Below are 16498 nucleotides of genomic sequence, written 5' to 3'. Positions count from 1 at the left end.
CGCAGAGAAAGTAAATTGATTATAAATCAATCGCTTAGAGAATTTTTCTATTGTCACCCCGTAGGATGGAGCCGGCCAGCCGGTTCGCCCGCGCCATGGGCGTGCTCCCCCGCCTCTTCGGCATCGGGAGGCACGATCAAGACCTGCTCGCGCCAGTGACCGCTACGATAATAGAGGGCGGCCAGCACCAGCGAGACCAGGGATCCGAGCGGGAAGGCGTACCACAAAGCGTCCGGCCCGATGAACCGCTGACCGATCAGAGCGAAACCGATGCGGACCGGATAGAAAGCGATCGCCAGGATGATCAGCGGCGCGACCGTCGCGCCATTGGCGCGCACCGTCGAGAACAGCACCATCGTCGCGCCGAACATGACGAAGGTCCAGCTCGAGATGAGCTGGATGTGCCGGGCGATCGGGATCGCCGGGCTGTCGCTTCCCACGAACAGCGCCATCACCTCCCGGTCGAACAGGATGATCGCGACGATCACGGCCAGCGTGATGACGGTGTTGTAGATGATTCCAGCGCGGTTGATCGCGTTCACCCGATCCCATTTGCCCGCGCCGATATTCTGCGCCGCCATGCTGCTGACCGCGACGCCGATCGCCATCGCCGGCATCTGGATATAGGTCCAGAGCTGCTGCGACACCGCATAGGCAGCCGCCGTATCGACGCCGAGGCGGTTGACCAGGCCGACCATGGTGAGCCCCGCGCTCGACATCACCAGCATCTGCGCGCTCATCGGCAGCCCCTTGGCAACGATCGTCTTCACCAGCGCCGCGTCGGGGATCAGATAGCGCAATTCGCGGCCGCGCAGCCGGATCGGGAGATCGCGCCAATAGACATAGACGAGCAGCCCGGCCGAGGAGACGATCCCCGCCAGCAGGGTCGCCGTCGCCGAGCCGGCAATGCCCATGCGCGGGAATGGCCCGATGCCCTCGATCAGCAACGGGTTGAAGCTGCTGTCGATCAGCACGCTGAGGAGCATGAACCACAAGGGCGTCAGCGAATCGCCGGTGCCGCGCAGGCTCATCTGGATCAGCACCCCGAGCATCGAGAAGGGCAGCCCGAGGAAGATCACGCGCAGATAATCGCGCGCCATGTTCTGCGCCTCGCCGGGGGTGGCAAGCAGGCGCAGGATCTGCGGGGTGAACAGCCAGCCCAGGACCGCGATCAGCACCGCGCCGCCGACCACCAGCCCGACGGTCGATCCGAAGGCGCGCCGCGCCGCTTCGATATCGTTGCGCCCGACCGACTGGCCGATCAGGATCGTCGCCGCCATGCCGAAGCCGAACACGGCCGAGAACATCAGGAACATGATGATGTTGGCGTTCGAGGTCGCGGCAAGGGCGCCCTCGCCGAGGAAGCGGCCGACCCAGATCGAGTTGATCGATCCGTTCAGCGACTGAAGGATGTTCGATCCAAGCGTCGGCAGCGCAAAGGCAAGCAGGGTCGTGGCGATCGGCCCCGTGGTGAGATCGCGCTGGCCTTTGCGGCTGGGTTTGGATGCCATTATCGCGTCACCCCGGCGGAGGCCGAGGCCGCTGGGTTTGGGGCAATCCCAGCGATCGACAACACAGCGGCCCCGGCCTCCACCGGGGTGACGGGGTGGCCGGGATTGCTCATCCCAGCCGCGCGAGCGCTGCCGTCAGGCGTTCTGCCTCGGCCGATTTCTCGGCGTGATCCGTACGGGTCTTCTCGACGGCGACCGGATTGCCCTTTTCCACGAAATTGACGTTTGCCAGCTTGGCAGAGAGCATGTCGCGGTTCTTGACCACTGCCTCGATCGCCTTGGTCAGGCGCGCGCGCTCGGCGCCGAGATCGATCACGCCTTCGAGCGGCAGGACGAAAGTCGCCTCGTCGATCACGACCTGGACGGCGCCGCTGCCCGGCGCTTCGCCCTCCGCGCGGTCGATCCGTGCCAGCCGGGCGATCGCGGGCGCCTGACGATCCAGGCGGGCGAGCGTCGCGGCGTCGGCATCCCGGACGTAAAACGGCATGCGGGCGCCGGGCGAGACGTTCAGTTCGTTCCGCGCCGCGCGGACTTCCCCGACCAGCCGGATCAGCCAGTCGATCTCCTTGCTCGCTTCCGGATCGATCGAACGCGCATCGGCCATCGGCCATTTCGCGACGATCAGGTCCGAATCGCGCTGGCCCAAAGCGTGCCACAGTTCTTCCGTGATGAACGGCATGAACGGGTGAAGCAGGACCAGCATCTGATCGAGCACCCAGCCCGCGACCTTGCGGGTCTCTTCCGCCTCGGCGCCGGTGGCCGGGCCTTCCGCATTGCCGAGCAGCGGCTTGATCAGTTCCAGATACCAGTCGCAGAAGCGGCTCCAGACGAACTGGTAGACCGCGTTCGCGGCGCCATCGAAGCGGTAATCGGCCAGCGCGAGATCGACCGCCTGCACGGTCTGGATCGTCTCGGCGATGATCCAGCGATTGACCGCGAGGGTCGCTTCGGGTGCCTCCAGCGTCGCGCTCGCGCCGATGCCATTGGACTGACAGAAACGCGCGGCATTCCAGAGCTTGGTCGCGAAGTTGCGGTAACCCTTTACCCGCTCCTCATCCATCTTGATGTCGCGGCCCTGGCTTTCCATCGCTGCCATGAAGAAGCGCAGGGCGTCAGCGCCATATTGGTCGATCAGGCCGAGCGGATCGACCGTGTTGTTCTTCGACTTCGACATTTTCGAGCCGTCGGCCGCGCGGACCAGCCCGTGCAGATAGAGCGTGCGGAACGGCACGTCCTTCATGAAGTGCATGCCCTGCATCATCATGCGCGCATCCCAGAAGAACAGGATGTCGAAGCCGGAGATCAGCACGTCGTTCGGATAACGGCCGTGGAGCGTCGGATCGCCGTCCTCGGGCCAGCCCATCGTGGCGAAGGGCCACAGCGCGGACGAGAACCAGGTATCGAGCACGTCGCTATCCTGGCGCAGCGCGACGCCCTCACCCGCCTGCGCCTGAGCGCCGGCCTCGTCCATGGCAACGAAGATGCGGCCGTCCTCGGCGAACCATGCCGGGATGCGGTGACCCCACCAGAGCTGGCGCGAGACGCACCAGGGCTGGATGTTCTCCATCCAGTTGAAATAGGTCTTTTCCCAGGTCTTCGGCACGACCTTGACCGCGCCCGTCTTCACCGCCTCGATCGCAGGCTTCGCCAGCGTCGCCGCGTCGACATACCATTGATCGGTCAGCCAGGGCTCGATCACCGCGCCGGAGCGATCGCCGAACGGGGTCTGGATCACGCGATCCTCGACGCGTTCGAGCAGACCGGCCTCATCCAGCAACGCGACGACCCTCTTTCGGGCATCGGCGGTGGACAGGCCGATCAGGTCGCCCGGGATCAGTCCGTCGGCGGTCTGCTGAACCTGCGCCTTCGCATCGAGCATGTTGAGCATGTCGCCGGCTTTGAACCCGGCGCGCTTGCCCACTTCGAAATCGTTGAAGTCGTGGCCGGGCGTGATCTTCACCGCGCCCGAGCCGAGCTCCGGATCGGCATGTTCATCGGCGACGATCGGGATCAGCCGGCCGGTGATCGGCAGCTTCACGTTCTTGCCGATCAGCGCGGTATAGCGCTCGTCGGTCGGGTTCACCGCGACGGCCATGTCGGCGAGCATGGTTTCCGGTCGCGTGGTGGCGACCGAGATGAAGCCCGACCCGTCTTCGAGCGGATAACGCAGGTGCCAGAACTGGCCGTTGATCTCGCGCGTCTCGACCTCGAGATCGGAGATCGCGGTGCCGAGGCCCGGATCCCAGTTCACCAGCCGCTTGTCGCGGTAGAGCAGGCCCTGATTGTAGAGATCGACGAACACCTTGAGGACGGCCTTACTGAAGCCCTCGTCCATGGTGAAGCGCTCGTTCGCCCAGTCCATCGAGCAACCGAGGCGGCGGAGTTGCTGAGTGATGATCCCGCCGCTTTCCGCCTTCCATTCCCACACCTTGGCGATGAATTCCTCGCGGGTGAAATCGGTGCGTTTCTGCTGATGGAGCGCCATGTTGCGCTCGACCACCATCTGCGTCGCTATGCCGGCATGATCGGTGCCGACCACCCACAAGGCGTCCTTGCCCTTCAGTCGCGCGTGGCGGACGAGGATGTCCTGCAGCGTATTGTCGAGCGCATGGCCGATATGGAGGTTGCCCGTCACGTTGGGTGGCGGATTCACGATCGTCCAGGGTTCGGCGCCCGCGCGATCGGGATGGAACAGCCCCTCGCCTTCCCAATGCGCATACCAGCGCGATTCGATTTCGGCGGGGTCGAAGGTTTTGGGGAGTTCGGTCATGGTGAGGCGGCTTTAGCCAGCCATCGCCCCAAAAGCCAAACCCTATCAGCTTCCCAAATTGATCGGATCGGATTCATTCAATGCCGCTTCGAGATCTGCAGGGAGATTTCCCATGCGCACCAGCGCGCCGCCAGCCAAGGCGGCCAACAATTCCGGCTCGCCCGTCGAATTGTCAAAGACGTAGCACTCGTCGACGTGCCGGATGAACCAGGACAGTTCGACGAACGACCTACGGCGGCGATCGACAATCTTTTCAACGGGAACGTCATGGCCACCTTCGGAGACCCTGATCCTCACACGTTCGATCTGAAGTTCAGCGGAGCGAAGCAGCACATAGATCATCTTGACGCGGAACCGCCGCGCCTGCGCTTTCAACACCAGATCACGATATTTGGGCGACGACAGGACCGTCTCGACGCCGATCGTCTGATAGGTTTCGATCGACGCTTCGAGCCATTGCTGGATGCGCCGGACCGCCGCCAGATTCGCCTGATCGAGAAGCAATGCTTCCTGCTCGACGATCTGCTGGGTCAGCAGGTCCGGATTGATGATCCAGACCGAGCCGCCCCAGCCTTCGATGTCGGTACGATTGTAGAAGGAACTTTTGCCGCTGCCATTGGGGCCGGCGACGATCCAAAGTATCGGGCGGTCGGGCTTACGAGGGGTTTTGAGCGGCACGCTGACGGTCCCGCCGGTCTTCCCTGATTCGCCGGACATTGGAGCGGAACGCCGCCAATAGATCAGCGCCCAACGTGGGGCTTTCCGCCTGGACCACCTTCATCTGAATGACCGAGCCGTCGGACGCGACCACCCGCTTAGTGGGAAGATCGCTTGGACGGGTTTTCCGGGCTTGTGTCATCGGGGACTCCTCAACAGCAATCTAGGCGCGCGGCGCTGCCGCGAAAAGCCCCTCACTCGGGTTTCTTGCCCGTCCACTTGTCCATCCAGCCGAGCACCTCGCGATACCATTGGCGGCTGTTCTTCGGCTTGAGCACCCAGTGGTTCTCGTTCGGGTTGACCAGCAGGCGCGAGGGGATGCCGCGCCGCTGAAGCGCGGTGAAGCTGGCCAGACCCTGGGTATAGGGGATGCGGAAATCCTTCTCGCCGGTGATCACCAGCATTGGGGTCTTCCACCGGTCGACGAAGTTTACCGGGTTCCATTTCTCGAACGCGGCGGGGTCCTCATAATAGGTTTTCCCGCCATGTTCCCACTCGTCGAACCACAATTCCTCGGTCTCGTACGCCATGGCGCGGGCGTCGAACACGCCGTCATGCTGGACGATGCACTTGAAGCGATCGGGCCACTGGCCCTCGATCCAGTTCATCATATACCCGCCATAGGATGCGCCCAGCGCGCAGGCATTGCCGCCGTCGAGCCAGGTGAATTTGGCGGTCGCGGCGGCAAGGCCCTTTTGCAGATCCTCGAGCGGCCAGCCGCCCCAATTGTTGCGGATCGCGTCCGTGAAGGCCTGGCCGTATCCGGTCGATCCGTGGAAATCGACCGCGACCAGCCCATAGCCGGCACCCGCGAACACCGCAGGATTCCAGCGATAGGACCAGCTGTTGTTGCTCGATCCCTGCGGCCCGCCATGTACCATGAACGCAACGGGCACCTTCGCATCGGCGGCGAGCCCGGCAGGCTTCACCGCATAGCCCCAGACGGTGTCGTTGTTGGCGCCGGTGAAGCTGAAGCGGGTGACGGTCGGCAGATCGATACCGGCGAGCTTCGCGGCGTTGACCGCAGTGAGCCGGGCGGTCTTTTTGCCCGAGAGCAGATAGAAATCGTCAGGTGCGGTCAGGCTGTTCATCGCCAGCACCAGACCCTTGGGCGTGACGCTTATCGAGGAGACATGCCCCTCCTGGGTCAGCCGCGTCACCTTGCCGCTGGCGACATCGACCGAAAAAGCCGGAGTTTCCTGCGTATCGTCGGCGGTGACGTAGATGGTCTTGCCATTGGCGGCCCATGCGATCGACCCGACCGAGCGATCCCAGCTTTCCGTCAATGCGCGGACTTGCCCGGTCGCGAGGTCGCGCAGCATCAACACCTGGCGGTCGGCTTCATAGCCTGGCCGTTTCATCGAGAAATAGGCGAGCCATTTCCCGTCTGTCGATGCGGTCGGGAGGTTGTCGGTCCCGTCATTGTCCGGCGTCAGGTTGGTCGGCGCGGCCGAGCCATCCGCCGGAGCGGCAAAGATGTCGAGATTGGTCGAGGTCGGCTCGATCCGGCCGGCCTCGCGCAGCGCGAAGAAGACGGTCCGGCCGTCGGCCGACCAGTCGACTTCCTCGCCACCGCCCATCGGCTTTGACGGCGAATCGCCGACCAGCGCGCCGCCGATCGCAACGCCATTGCCGGTCGCCCCTTCGGCCGTCAGCGGCAGCACGAAGAGCTGCGAGCGCGTGCCGTCGGCCCATGTATCCCAGTGGCGTACGAACAGTTGGTCATAGGTGCGGCCTGCGCCCGCGTTCGGATCCTTCTTGACCATGGCCGGCTCGAGGCTCGGCGCGCCGGGGCGGCGATCGGCCCAGACCAGCAGCTTGTCGCTGGTCGGCGCGACCTTGAAGCCGCTGAACCCGCCCTTGAAATTCGTCACCTGCCTGGGCGCGCCGCCCGATGCCGGCACGGCCCACACCGCATCGTCGCCGCCCTTGTCGGACTGGAAATAGATGGTGCTGCCGTCGGGCGAGAATTGCGGGCTGGTTTCGTTGACCTCGGGCTCGGCGACGAGCTGCTCGGGCGCGGCGCCTTTTCGGGTCAGGTCGAGCCGCCAAAGGTCGAAACGACCGCGGTCAGCCGCGAGATCGGTCTCGCGCTGCTGCCACACGAGCCAGTGGCCGTCCTTCGAAACGGTCGGCGCGCCGACGCGCGAGAGCATGGTGAGGTCGTCGATGGTGAGCTGGCGGGCATTGGCCGGCGCGGCGACGGCGAGCCCGAGGATACTCGCGGAAAGGAGCATTTTCATGCCGCCGATAGAGCAGAAGGTTGCGCCGCCTGCAATCGGGCGGCGGCAAACCGGATCAGCGACCGCCGGTGATCCGGGCGATCTCGCGCGAGACCAGGGTTTCGACCATCGCCGGCAAATTGGTGTCGAGCCATTCCCGCAGCATCGGGCGCAGCATCTCGCGGACCAGCGCCTCGAGTGTGTCGCTGCCGGCCACTTCCGGCCTCACCACCATGCGCGACAGAGCGTCGAGCGAGCCGCGGCTCGCCTCGGCGGCGCGCGACGACAATATGGGATCGGCGCCCGCCGGCTTCACGCCCGCCGCTGGCGTTGCAGCAGGCACCGGCTCGCGCCGGACGGGATCGCTAAGTTCGAGGATCTCGTCATGGCCGAACGACCCGGGCTCCGCGGGGGGCCGCGCGGCGCGGCGCGGGCGAGCGCCGGTCGCGGGCTCGCCTTCATCCGCGATGATGCGTTTGATCGATGAGAGGATTTCCTCCATCGAAGGCTCCGCGCTGATATCTCCCATCGACCGAACCCCGTGACCGGGACCGCTCGTCAGCGATCCTTACTTCGCGCCACCTGCGGGATTCGCGGTCCCCGTGTCAACTCCGCGGTCCACCGGCGTATCGAGGATCGGATCGAGCGGCCGGGTCACCACCGAGCCCTGGGCGGGCGTGCCCGCGGTGCTCGTGCCGACCAGGGCTGGATCGGGCTGGGAGCCGAAATCCCAGATCTTGTGGCGCACGCGCTGATAATTGGCGACCGGATCGTAGAGCGGCCCGCCATCGAGCCCGAGATCGCGCGCTTCCGCCTCGCCCATCGCCGCGAGCAGGGCGAAGCCGGCGACATAGGCGTCGCGTCGCGCCGTCACCAATGTGACCTGCGAGTTGAGCAGTTCCTGTTCGGCGTTCAGGATATCGAGGATGGTGCGGTTGCCGACGCTGTTCTCGGCGCGCACGCCCTCCAGCGACAGCTTGTTGGCGTTCACCGCCACCTCGGACGAGGCGATCACCTCGAGCGAGGAACGCCACACCGCATACGCCGAGCGCGCCTGCGAGATCACGCCGCGCTCGGTCTCGATGACCTGTTCGTTCGCCTGGGCCCGGCGCTCCTGCGCCTGGCGCACCTGCGCGGCCGGGCGGCCGCCCTGGAACAACGGCAGGGTCAGGCCGACGCCGACCGTACCGGCCGACGACGAATTGGGCAGGCCGACCGAAGTGCCGAGCGAATCGAGATAATTATTGTAGTTGCCGCCGACATTGACGCTGACCCGCGGCAGACGCCCGGCCCGCGCGACATCGATATCGTACGCGCTGGCGTCGCGCGATTTCTGCGCCGCGAGCAGAGTCGGGTTGTTCCGGAGCGCGACGCCGACCGCGGCGTTCGGATCGGCCGGCAGGTTCGGCAGCTCGGGCGGCACCTCGAGCTCGCCCGGCGGCGTGCCGACCAGGCGGATATAATTCTCGCGGCTCGAGATCAGACGTGCCTGGGCGGTCTGCAGCTGGCTGCGCGCGACAGCGAGGCGGGCATCGGACTGGGCGACGTCGGTGCGGGTGAGATCGCCGACCTGGAACCGGTCCCGCGACGCCTGCAGGTTGACGTCGAGCACCTTCACATTCTGTTCGTTCAGCGAAGCGATCGCCTCGTCGCGAATGACATCCATATAGGCGCCGACGACGTTGGTGAACAGGTTTGCCTCAGTGCCGCGCAGGCCGAGCTGGCCGGCATCGACCCGCGTTTCGGCGGCCCGGACCGAATTCTTCACCGCGCCGCCGTTGAACACAGGCACCGACAAGGTGGTCGCGCCGGTGAGCTGGCGATCCGGGGAGTTGACGCTGGGAGCCGAATTGAGCGCGTTCTCGGTATAGCTGCTGGTGAGATTGACCCCCGGCAGCCCCTGCGAGCGGGCGATCGGCACATTCTCGTCAATGGCGCGGACATTGGCCCGCTCGGCCGCCAGTGTCGGGTTGGTGTTATACGCCTTCACCAGTGCGCCGCGCAGCGTCTCCGCCGCGACTGGTGCCGTAGTGGTCAGCAACACCGCTACACCGGCAAGCAAATGGGTCCGTCGCATAGGTCGCGGCATCTTTCAGAAGGTGAAGGTCTTGGCCCGGGCGAATCCCGGAAGCGAAACGCAATCGATGTCTGCAAAATCCAGCAGGCCGAAGCCCCCGGCCGTCTTGCGGCCCGACGAGAGCCGCGTGATGCCGCGATCCGCAATGCCGGCGACGACGCGCCCGCCCGCGGCGAGCTGCGCGACCAGCGCATCGGGCACCTGCTCCACTGCGCCGTCGATCACCAGCACGTCGTAAGGCGCGCCGGCCGCATGGCCCGCTTCGAGCGCCCCTTCGACGAGCGTGACATTCGTATAGGCGCCGAGCGCGGTTTGCGCGTCGGCGGCAAGGCCGGGATCGCTTTCCACGGCGACGACCTGCGCCACCAGTTCGGCAAGCACGGCGGCGGTATAGCCGCCCGCGGCTCCGACCAGCAGCACGCGATCGGTGGGCAGCAGATAGGCCTCGGTCAGAAGGCGCCCGGTGGCGATCGGCACATTCTGATAGCGTTCGCGCCCGAGCGGCACGGCGGTATCACGGTAGGCGATCGCCCGCACCTCGGCCGGAAGGAACGCCTCGCGCGGGACACGCGCCATCGCCGCGACGACCCGTGCGTCGCTAACCGCGTTGGTACGCAGCTGGCTCGCCACCATCGCGTGGCGCATCGCCTCGAAGCGATCCGAATCCATAACCGTCTGCTCCATCGCATCACCCTGTCGCACAACTGTTTTAGTCATGCAATACACTTGTTGTCCCTGCGGGCTTGTATCGCGCGCCGGCCCGCACGCCAAGCGGAGCCGGACCGATATTATCGCAGCGCACCGCGCCGTATTACGAAAGGGCGAAAGAACCGATTCTCGCGACGAATTCATGAAAACGCCAATTAATCATCATGTGTTTGTGCTATGCAGCAAGACGGGGCCGCAAAGTCGGGACGGGACATTCGAGATGCACTTGATGCAACTGCTGCGTTGCGCGACGGGAAACCATGCTCGCTCCGGACGGCATTCGCGGATGGTCGATGGCCGGTGGGTGAGCGTCTGCCGCGGTTGCGGGCGCGCGATGATCAAGGACGATTTCACCTGGCAGCTTGCCGGCGCGAGCGGTGCCAGGCTTCTCCCACAGGAGCATTCCGACAACTGACCGGCGAAACGGCAAGAAGCGAGAACGGCGTTTGACAACGCCGGCGAAACCTCGCATCTGCGCCCGCCTTGGCCCGATGGCGGAGTGGTGACGCAGAGGACTGCAAATCCTTGCACCCGGGTTCGATTCCCGGTCGGGCCTCCACTTCTTTCCTGCAAATTCTGCCGACCGGTGCGTGATCGCACCGGTCCCGCCACTTTACGAGGCGGAAATGGTCGCGCGCCGTGACATAGGCGATATAGCCTTTGTGCGCGGTGTTCGGCGATGCACCGGCCACGCAAGGGGAACGATCGATGAAAGCCTCGGACGTCTTCATCAAATGCCTGGAGGAAGAGGGCGTCGACTATGTGTTCGGCGTGCCCGGCGAGGAAAATCTCGATTTCCTCGACAGCCTCTCGCGCTCCCCGATCAAGCTGATCCTGACCCGCCACGAGCAGGGTGCTGGCTTCATGGCCGCTACCTATGGCCGCCATACCGGGAAGACGGGCGTGTGCCTCGCCACGCTGGGGCCCGGCGCTACCAACCTCGTCACCGCGGCCGCCTATGCGACGCTCGGCGGCATGCCGATCCTGATGGTGACCGGGCAGAAACCGATCAAGAAATCGAAGCAGGGCCGGTTCCAGATCCTCGACGTCGTCGCGATGATGGGACCGATCACCAAATATACCCACCAGCTGGCGAGCGCTGACAATATCCCGAGCCGGGTGCGCGAAGCATTTCGCCTGGCCGAGGAGGAAAAGCCGGGCGCCACGCATCTCGAATTTCCCGAGGACGTGGCCGAGGAACAGACGGAGAGCCGGCCGATCAAGGCGAGCCTGTCCCGCCGCCCTTCGGCCGAGTCCAAGGCAGTCCATGCCGCGGTGAAGCGGCTGGAGCAGGCGCGATCGCCGGTGCTGGTGATCGGGGCGGGCGCGAACCGCAAGCTCACCGGCAGGATGCTGCTGCAGTTCGTCGAAAAGACCGGCATTCCCTTCGTCACGACTCAGCTCGGCAAGGGGGTGATCGACGAGCTCCATCCGAAATTCCTGGGCTGCGCGGCGCTGTCGTCGGGCGACTTCGTCCACCGCGCGATCGAATCCGCCGACCTGATCGTCAATGTGGGCCATGACGTCATCGAGAAACCGCCCTTCTTCATGAAGGCGGGCGGCACCGAGGTGATCCACGTATCCAGCCGGTCAGCCGAGGTGGACCCGGTCTATTTCCCGCAGATCGAAGTGCTGGGCGATATCGCCAACGCGATCTGGCAGATGAAGCAGGACATCGTCCCCTCCCCGACCTGGTCGTTCGACATGATGCATGCCGCACGCCGGGCCGAGGTGGCGCATACCGCATCGCTCGACGGCGATCAGCGGTTTCCGATCTTCCCGGCCAACCTGGTGCGCGAGGTCCGCGCGGCAATGCCGAGCGACGGGATCGTCGCGCTCGATAACGGCATCTACAAGATCTGGTTCGCCCGCAACTATCCCGCGCGCAAGCAGAACACCGTGCTGCTCGACAATGCGCTGGCCTCGATGGGCGCGGGCCTGCCCTCCGCGATGGCGTCGGCGATGCTCTATCCCGGCCGCAAGGTGATGGCGATCTGCGGCGATGGCGGGTTCATGATGAACAGCCAGGAGATGGAGACCGCGGTCCGGCTGAAGCTGAACCTGACCGTTCTGATCCTCAACGACGGCGCATACGGCATGATCCGCTGGAAGCAGGCGAATATGGGCTTTGCCGATTTCGGCCTGACCTATGGCAATCCCGATTTCGTCAAATATGCCGAGAGCTATGGCGCCTCCGGCCACCGGGTGGAGAGCGCGGCGCATCTGCCGGAACTGCTCCGCCACACGCTGGCCCTGCCGGGGGTGCATCTGATCGACTGTCCGGTCGACTATGCCGACAACGACCGGATATTGAACCACGAGATCAAGGAATTGAGTGCTGCACTCAGACCTTCCCTCTGCCCTCGGGAATGACTTTAGGAGCCTTGGATGCCCACCCTGAAAGACATTTATCCGCTCTATCTCAACAACAAGGCGGAGCAGCTTAACACCGATCTCGAAGTCACCGACAAGTTCACCGGCGCGCTCGCCTTCCGGGTTGCGCAGGCGGACGCGGCGACGATCGATGCGGGGATCGCCGGTGCCGTCCGCGCCGCTGAACCGATGGCGCGGATGGCCTCCTACGAGCGCCAGGCAGTGCTGCAACACTGCGTCGATCGCTTCAAACAACGCTTCGATGAGCTCGCCTATGCACTGTGCGTCGAGGCTGGCAAGCCGATCAAGGACAGCGAGGGCGAGGTCGGCCGGCTGATCGACACTTTCCGTATCGCCGCGGAGGAATCGGTGCGCATGACCGGCGAGGTCCAGCCGCTCGATATCTCGGCGCGGGCGAAGGGCTATCAGGGCATCTGGAAACGCGTGCCGATCGGTCCCTGCTCGTTCATCTCCCCCTTCAACTTCCCGCTCAACCTGGCCGCGCACAAGATCGCCCCCGCGCTCGCGGTCGGCTGCCCCTTCGTGATGAAGCCGGCAAGCCGCACGCCGCTCGGCGCGATCATCATCGGCGAGGTGCTGGCCGAAACCAATCTGCCCGAGGGCGCCTTTTCCATCCTGCCAGCGCACCGCGAGGGCGCCGACCTGTTCACCGAGGACGAACGGCTGAAGCTGCTGAGCTTCACCGGATCGCCCGGAGTCGGCTGGGACCTGAAGGCCAAAGCGGGCAAGAAGAAGGTGGTGCTCGAGCTCGGCGGCAATGCCGCGGTGATCGTCGATCATGACGCCGATCTGGACGATGCGCTGGAGCGGGTGATCTTCGGCGCCTTCTACCAGTCCGGCCAGAGCTGCATCGGAGTGCAGCGGATCATCATCCATGAAGCGGTCTATGACCGGTTCCGCGACATGCTGGTCGCGAAGACGAAGACGTTGGTGGCGGGCGATCCCAAGGACCGCGCGACCTTTATCGGGCCGATGATCTCCGAGAGCGAGGCGCGGCGGCTCGACGGGTGGATCCAGCAAGCGGTGGCGGGTGGCGCGCGGCTGCTGTGTGGCGGCAAACGCGAGGGCGCGATGCTCGAGGCGACCTTGCTGGAGGAGGTCGACCGGTCGAGCGCGGTGTACCGCGAGGAGGCATTCGGTCCTGTCGCATTGTTGAGCAAGTTCAATGACTTCGACGCCGCTCTTGCCGAGGTGAATGACAGCAAGTTCGGACTCCAGGCGGGGATTTTCACCCGCGACCTGTTCAAGATGTTCGATGCCTGGGACAGGCTCGAAGTGGGTGGCATCGTCATCAACGATGTGCCGAGCTACCGCGTCGACAACATGCCTTATGGCGGCGTGAAAGATTCCGGGCTCGGACGCGAAGGCATCCGCTTCGCGATGGAGGACATGACCGAGATCCGCAATCTGGTCATTCGCCGGCGCTGAGCCGCCGCCGCCGGCCTGTCGGCAACCAAGTTTGCCCCTGTTCGACAAGGGCCGTTTCGGGCAGATAGTCGAACGGGTTGCATGCGTTTCGACACGCTGCCGAAGCGCATAGCGCCGGTGGCCAAAAGGACTGAGCGCTGCATGGCGATCGGGGGCCATATCATCGGATCGGTGCGCTCGGCATGGGCGTGGCGGACCTGGGGACGATCGGCGACTGGCTGGCGCTGCTGCAGGACACGCCGCCGGGGGCGCCGTGGGAGCAGGACCTGCGCCGCACGATCAAGCAGTTCGGCAAGATCAACGGGATCGACGTCGCCGCTCAACTCGCCGCGGTGAAACAGCCCGCCCAGCATCCGCTGGCGCCGACCGCCGGCGGCGCCATCCCCGGCCCCAGCGCGGGGAGATGCGCGCTGCCGCGACGCTGCCGCCACACCAACAGGATGCGATGGTGCAGACGATGTTCGCGAGCCTCGACGCGAAGCTCGCGACCAATCCCGGCAATGTCGATGGCTGGATCATGCTGACGCGCAGCCGCATGACGCTCGGCGAGGCGGCAAAGGCGAGCGCGGCGCTGAAGGCGGCGGGGCGGCCAATCCGGGCGAGGCAGCGCGACTGCAAGCCGCGGCGGCTGCCTTGGGGGTGCGCTGACGCGCCGGCGAGCCGTAGCCGCAAGCAAAGCCGCGATATGGATATTGTCGGCTCGCAAATATCGCGGGATTTTTGCCAGGCAACGTCGACCCCGCCGCTGTTTCTTCATTGCCCGAGCCGCCGCATTCTCTGCGAACTGGGACAACCGCGCAGGATAGCGAGCCATTTTTTGGGGGATGAATCGAGCCCGGCGAGCGTAGCGCTTCCGGGTCGATCAGCCGGTCCGGAGCTCAGGCGACGTGGACAAATTCCACCTGCCACGGTTGCCCCTTAGACGCCCTTGGGCGGCACAGAGCGAGGCGCGAGTGGCCTCCGTCATGGTCGAGCAACGCCTCCAAGGCCGCCGCTTTGCCAGGGGCCTTGGCCGACGAATTTTCGAGGAGGGTTTGAGCTTCCTTTTCGTTCCTTCGTTACTACGACGAAACCCGAACCCTCCTCAGTTTACGACTCCCGGTCTTCACCATAGGCGATGACCGGAGAGAGATGTCGTCAAGACCTGATGAACGAGAGCAGGTCGGCATTGAGGACATCGGCATGTGTGGTCAGCATGCCATGGGGGTAACCGGGATAGGTCTTGAGCGACCCGTTCTTGAGCAGGTCGACCGCACGCGGCACGGAACTGGCGAACGGGACGACTTGATCAGCCTCGCCATGCATCACCAGCACCGGCACGGTGATCTTCTTGAGGTCTTCGGTATAATCTTCGAGCCAGGAGGCGACAGTCGCGTGGTGAGCGAGGGCACCGCCGGCCATGCCCTGGCGCCACCAGTTCGCAATGATTGCCTCCGAGGGCTCGGCGCCGTCCAAATTGTAACCGTAGAACGGATTCTCGGGGACGAAACGGTAGAACTCCGCCCGGTTGCCCAGCACGCCCGCCCGGATCGTTTCGAACCACTCCGGCGGTTGACCGGACGGATTATCGTCGCTCCGGTACATGTTCGGCGTCAGGGAAGCGACCAGCGCCGCCTTCGCGACGCGCTCCTGGTGGCGAGCGACATAGCGAGCCACCTCACCGCCACCTGTTGAGTGCCCGATATGGATCGCGTCGCGCAGATCGAGGTGTTCGGTCAGGGCCGCGAGGTCGGCAACCCAAGTGTCCATGTCGTTGCCGGTGCCGGGCTGGTCGGACCGGCCGTGGCCGCGCCGGTCGTGGGCGATCACCCGATAGCCGTGGCGAAGGAAGAAGGTCATCTGGGCGTCCCAGTCGTCGGCCGACAGCGGCCAGCCGTGGCTGAAAACGATCGGCTGGCCCGATCCCCAATCCTTGTAAAAGATGTTTACGCCATCCGTAGTCGTGATCGTAGGCATTGTTCAGTCCTTCACAATATGCCGCGGATGAGGGTCATCGCTCGCTGGCGCGGCGTTCCAGCGATGATCCGGCAAATCAATGTGACCAGTCGTCTATTAATTGTTCAAATGTTTACGCCAGTAGGGACGGCAAAACAACGCGCTCGAAGCTGTCGAAGGGCGCCCGGCTACGTTCGACCTTGGCCCGCATGACCGCCCCTTCGAACGTGTCGATCAGCGCGACGGCAAGCTGCCCTGCATCCTTTCCGGCCGACAATTCCCCCTTTTCCTGCGCTTCCCGCAAGCATGAGGCAAGCGCGGCCGACCATTCGCGATAGATCGCGGCGAGCTTGATCCGCACATCCTCGCTCGTCGGCGTGACCTCGAGCGCCATGTTCCCGATCAGGCAGCCGACTGCATAACGGCGGCGCTCGTGAAACTCGGCAAGCCCGGCGAAATAGCGCGCGATGCGCAACAAGGCCGGTGTCCGGCCTTGATCCAAAATGGCCCCAAATTCAGCGACGACCGCGTCCCAATATTCGGTCAGTACCGCGACGGCAAAGGCCTCCTTGCTGTCAAAGTAATTATAGAACGACCCCTTGGGCACGCCGGCTGCCGCGGTAATCTCCTGCACGCCCGTGGCGTTGAAGCCCCGGGCGCTCACAAGGTCTCCCCCTTTCTCGAGGAGGCGCGATCGCGTTTCAGGATTGGCTGGTCTGGGCATGAATTAATATAT

The 16498-nt window shown here is 64.7% G+C and carries 13 protein-coding genes and 1 tRNA gene; 5 read left to right on the top strand and 9 right to left on the bottom strand.

The window, feature by feature from the left end:
* Positions 1 to 53 precede the first annotated feature (53 nt).
* From U1769_RS16100 to U1769_RS16070, 7 genes are all read right to left on the bottom strand, one after another.
* Positions 54 to 1511 (bottom strand): MATE family efflux transporter, encoded by a 1458-nt coding sequence (locus tag U1769_RS16100; protein WP_332717986.1) that lies wholly within the window; start codon positions 1509 to 1511, stop codon positions 54 to 56.
* 109 nt (positions 1512 to 1620) lie between these two features.
* Positions 1621 to 4281, bottom strand: a complete 2661-nt coding sequence (locus U1769_RS16095) for a valine--tRNA ligase (RefSeq protein ID WP_332717985.1) — start codon at positions 4279 to 4281, stop codon at positions 1621 to 1623.
* A gap of 45 nt (positions 4282 to 4326) precedes the next feature.
* Complete coding sequence (locus U1769_RS16090; protein WP_332717984.1) at positions 4327 to 4998, bottom strand: ATPase; 672 nt, start codon at positions 4996 to 4998, stop codon at positions 4327 to 4329.
* 194 nt (positions 4999 to 5192) lie between these two features.
* Positions 5193 to 7241 carry a S9 family peptidase gene (locus U1769_RS16085; protein WP_332717983.1) on the bottom strand — a complete coding sequence of 683 codons (2049 nt, stop codon included), beginning with the start codon at positions 7239 to 7241 and terminating at the stop codon, positions 5193 to 5195.
* Positions 7242 to 7296: 55 nt separating this feature from the next.
* A complete protein-coding gene (locus U1769_RS16080; protein WP_332717981.1) occupies positions 7297 to 7749 on the bottom strand; it encodes a DUF2497 domain-containing protein in 453 nt (150 codons plus the stop codon).
* Positions 7750 to 7788: 39 nt separating this feature from the next.
* Positions 7789 to 9297, bottom strand: a complete 1509-nt coding sequence (locus tag U1769_RS16075; protein ID WP_332717979.1) for a TolC family outer membrane protein — start codon at positions 9295 to 9297, stop codon at positions 7789 to 7791.
* Positions 9298 to 9312: 15 nt separating this feature from the next.
* On the bottom strand, positions 9313 to 9981 hold the full coding sequence (locus tag U1769_RS16070; protein ID WP_332718730.1) for a protein-L-isoaspartate O-methyltransferase family protein: 669 nt from the start codon (positions 9979 to 9981) through the stop codon (positions 9313 to 9315).
* Between the two features lie 166 nt (positions 9982 to 10147).
* Here U1769_RS16070 and U1769_RS16065 point away from each other — a divergent pair, with 166 nt between their 5' ends.
* From U1769_RS16065 to U1769_RS16045, 5 genes are all read left to right on the top strand, one after another.
* Entirely contained in the window at positions 10148 to 10420 is a 273-nt protein-coding gene (locus U1769_RS16065) for a hypothetical protein (protein WP_332717977.1), read from the top strand.
* A 70-nt stretch (positions 10421 to 10490) separates the two neighbouring features.
* Positions 10491 to 10564 (top strand) — tRNA-Cys (locus U1769_RS16060).
* Between the two features lie 149 nt (positions 10565 to 10713).
* Complete coding sequence (locus U1769_RS16055) at positions 10714 to 12378, top strand: acetolactate synthase large subunit (protein ID WP_332717975.1); 1665 nt, start codon at positions 10714 to 10716, stop codon at positions 12376 to 12378.
* 15 nt (positions 12379 to 12393) lie between these two features.
* The gene (locus U1769_RS16050; protein WP_332717973.1) at positions 12394 to 13827 is read left to right on the top strand and encodes an aldehyde dehydrogenase family protein; all 1434 of its coding nucleotides are present in this window, start codon (positions 12394 to 12396) and stop codon (positions 13825 to 13827) included.
* Positions 13828 to 14230: 403 nt separating this feature from the next.
* Positions 14231 to 14749: a tetratricopeptide repeat protein gene (locus U1769_RS16045; RefSeq protein ID WP_332717971.1), complete on the top strand. Its 519-nt coding sequence runs from the start codon at positions 14231 to 14233 to the stop codon at positions 14747 to 14749.
* A 215-nt stretch (positions 14750 to 14964) separates the two neighbouring features.
* Here U1769_RS16045 and U1769_RS16040 read toward each other — a convergent pair whose 3' ends face one another.
* Complete coding sequence (locus tag U1769_RS16040) at positions 14965 to 15783, bottom strand: alpha/beta fold hydrolase (RefSeq protein ID WP_332717969.1); 819 nt, start codon at positions 15781 to 15783, stop codon at positions 14965 to 14967.
* Between the two features lie 112 nt (positions 15784 to 15895).
* The gene (locus U1769_RS16035; protein WP_332717967.1) at positions 15896 to 16426 is read right to left on the bottom strand and encodes a TetR/AcrR family transcriptional regulator; all 531 of its coding nucleotides are present in this window, start codon (positions 16424 to 16426) and stop codon (positions 15896 to 15898) included.
* Positions 16427 to 16498: the final 72 nt, after the last annotated feature.

Source organism: Parasphingomonas zepuensis, assembly GCF_036663735.1.
Taxonomy (GTDB): domain Bacteria; phylum Pseudomonadota; class Alphaproteobacteria; order Sphingomonadales; family Sphingomonadaceae; genus Sphingomonas.
Note: the sequence above shows the minus strand (reverse complement) of the source record. Positions and strands in the feature narration are given on the sequence as shown.

Coding starts and splice junctions, on each gene's coding strand:
- U1769_RS16100 (WP_332717986.1), bottom strand. CDS start 1,511: ATGGCATCCAAACCCAGCCGCAAAGGCCAGCGCGATCTCACCACGGGG.
- U1769_RS16095 (WP_332717985.1), bottom strand. CDS start 4,281: ATGACCGAACTCCCCAAAACCTTCGACCCCGCCGAAATCGAATCGCGC.
- U1769_RS16090 (WP_332717984.1), bottom strand. CDS start 4,998: ATGTCCGGCGAATCAGGGAAGACCGGCGGGACCGTCAGCGTGCCGCTC.
- U1769_RS16085 (WP_332717983.1), bottom strand. CDS start 7,241: ATGAAAATGCTCCTTTCCGCGAGTATCCTCGGGCTCGCCGTCGCCGCG.
- U1769_RS16080 (WP_332717981.1), bottom strand. CDS start 7,749: ATGGGAGATATCAGCGCGGAGCCTTCGATGGAGGAAATCCTCTCATCG.
- U1769_RS16075 (WP_332717979.1), bottom strand. CDS start 9,297: ATGCGACGGACCCATTTGCTTGCCGGTGTAGCGGTGTTGCTGACCACT.
- U1769_RS16070 (WP_332718730.1), bottom strand. CDS start 9,981: ATGGAGCAGACGGTTATGGATTCGGATCGCTTCGAGGCGATGCGCCAC.
- U1769_RS16065 (WP_332717977.1), top strand. CDS start 10,148: ATGAAAACGCCAATTAATCATCATGTGTTTGTGCTATGCAGCAAGACG.
- U1769_RS16055 (WP_332717975.1), top strand. CDS start 10,714: ATGAAAGCCTCGGACGTCTTCATCAAATGCCTGGAGGAAGAGGGCGTC.
- U1769_RS16050 (WP_332717973.1), top strand. CDS start 12,394: ATGCCCACCCTGAAAGACATTTATCCGCTCTATCTCAACAACAAGGCG.
- U1769_RS16045 (WP_332717971.1), top strand. CDS start 14,231: ATGCGCGCTGCCGCGACGCTGCCGCCACACCAACAGGATGCGATGGTG.
- U1769_RS16040 (WP_332717969.1), bottom strand. CDS start 15,783: ATGCCTACGATCACGACTACGGATGGCGTAAACATCTTTTACAAGGAT.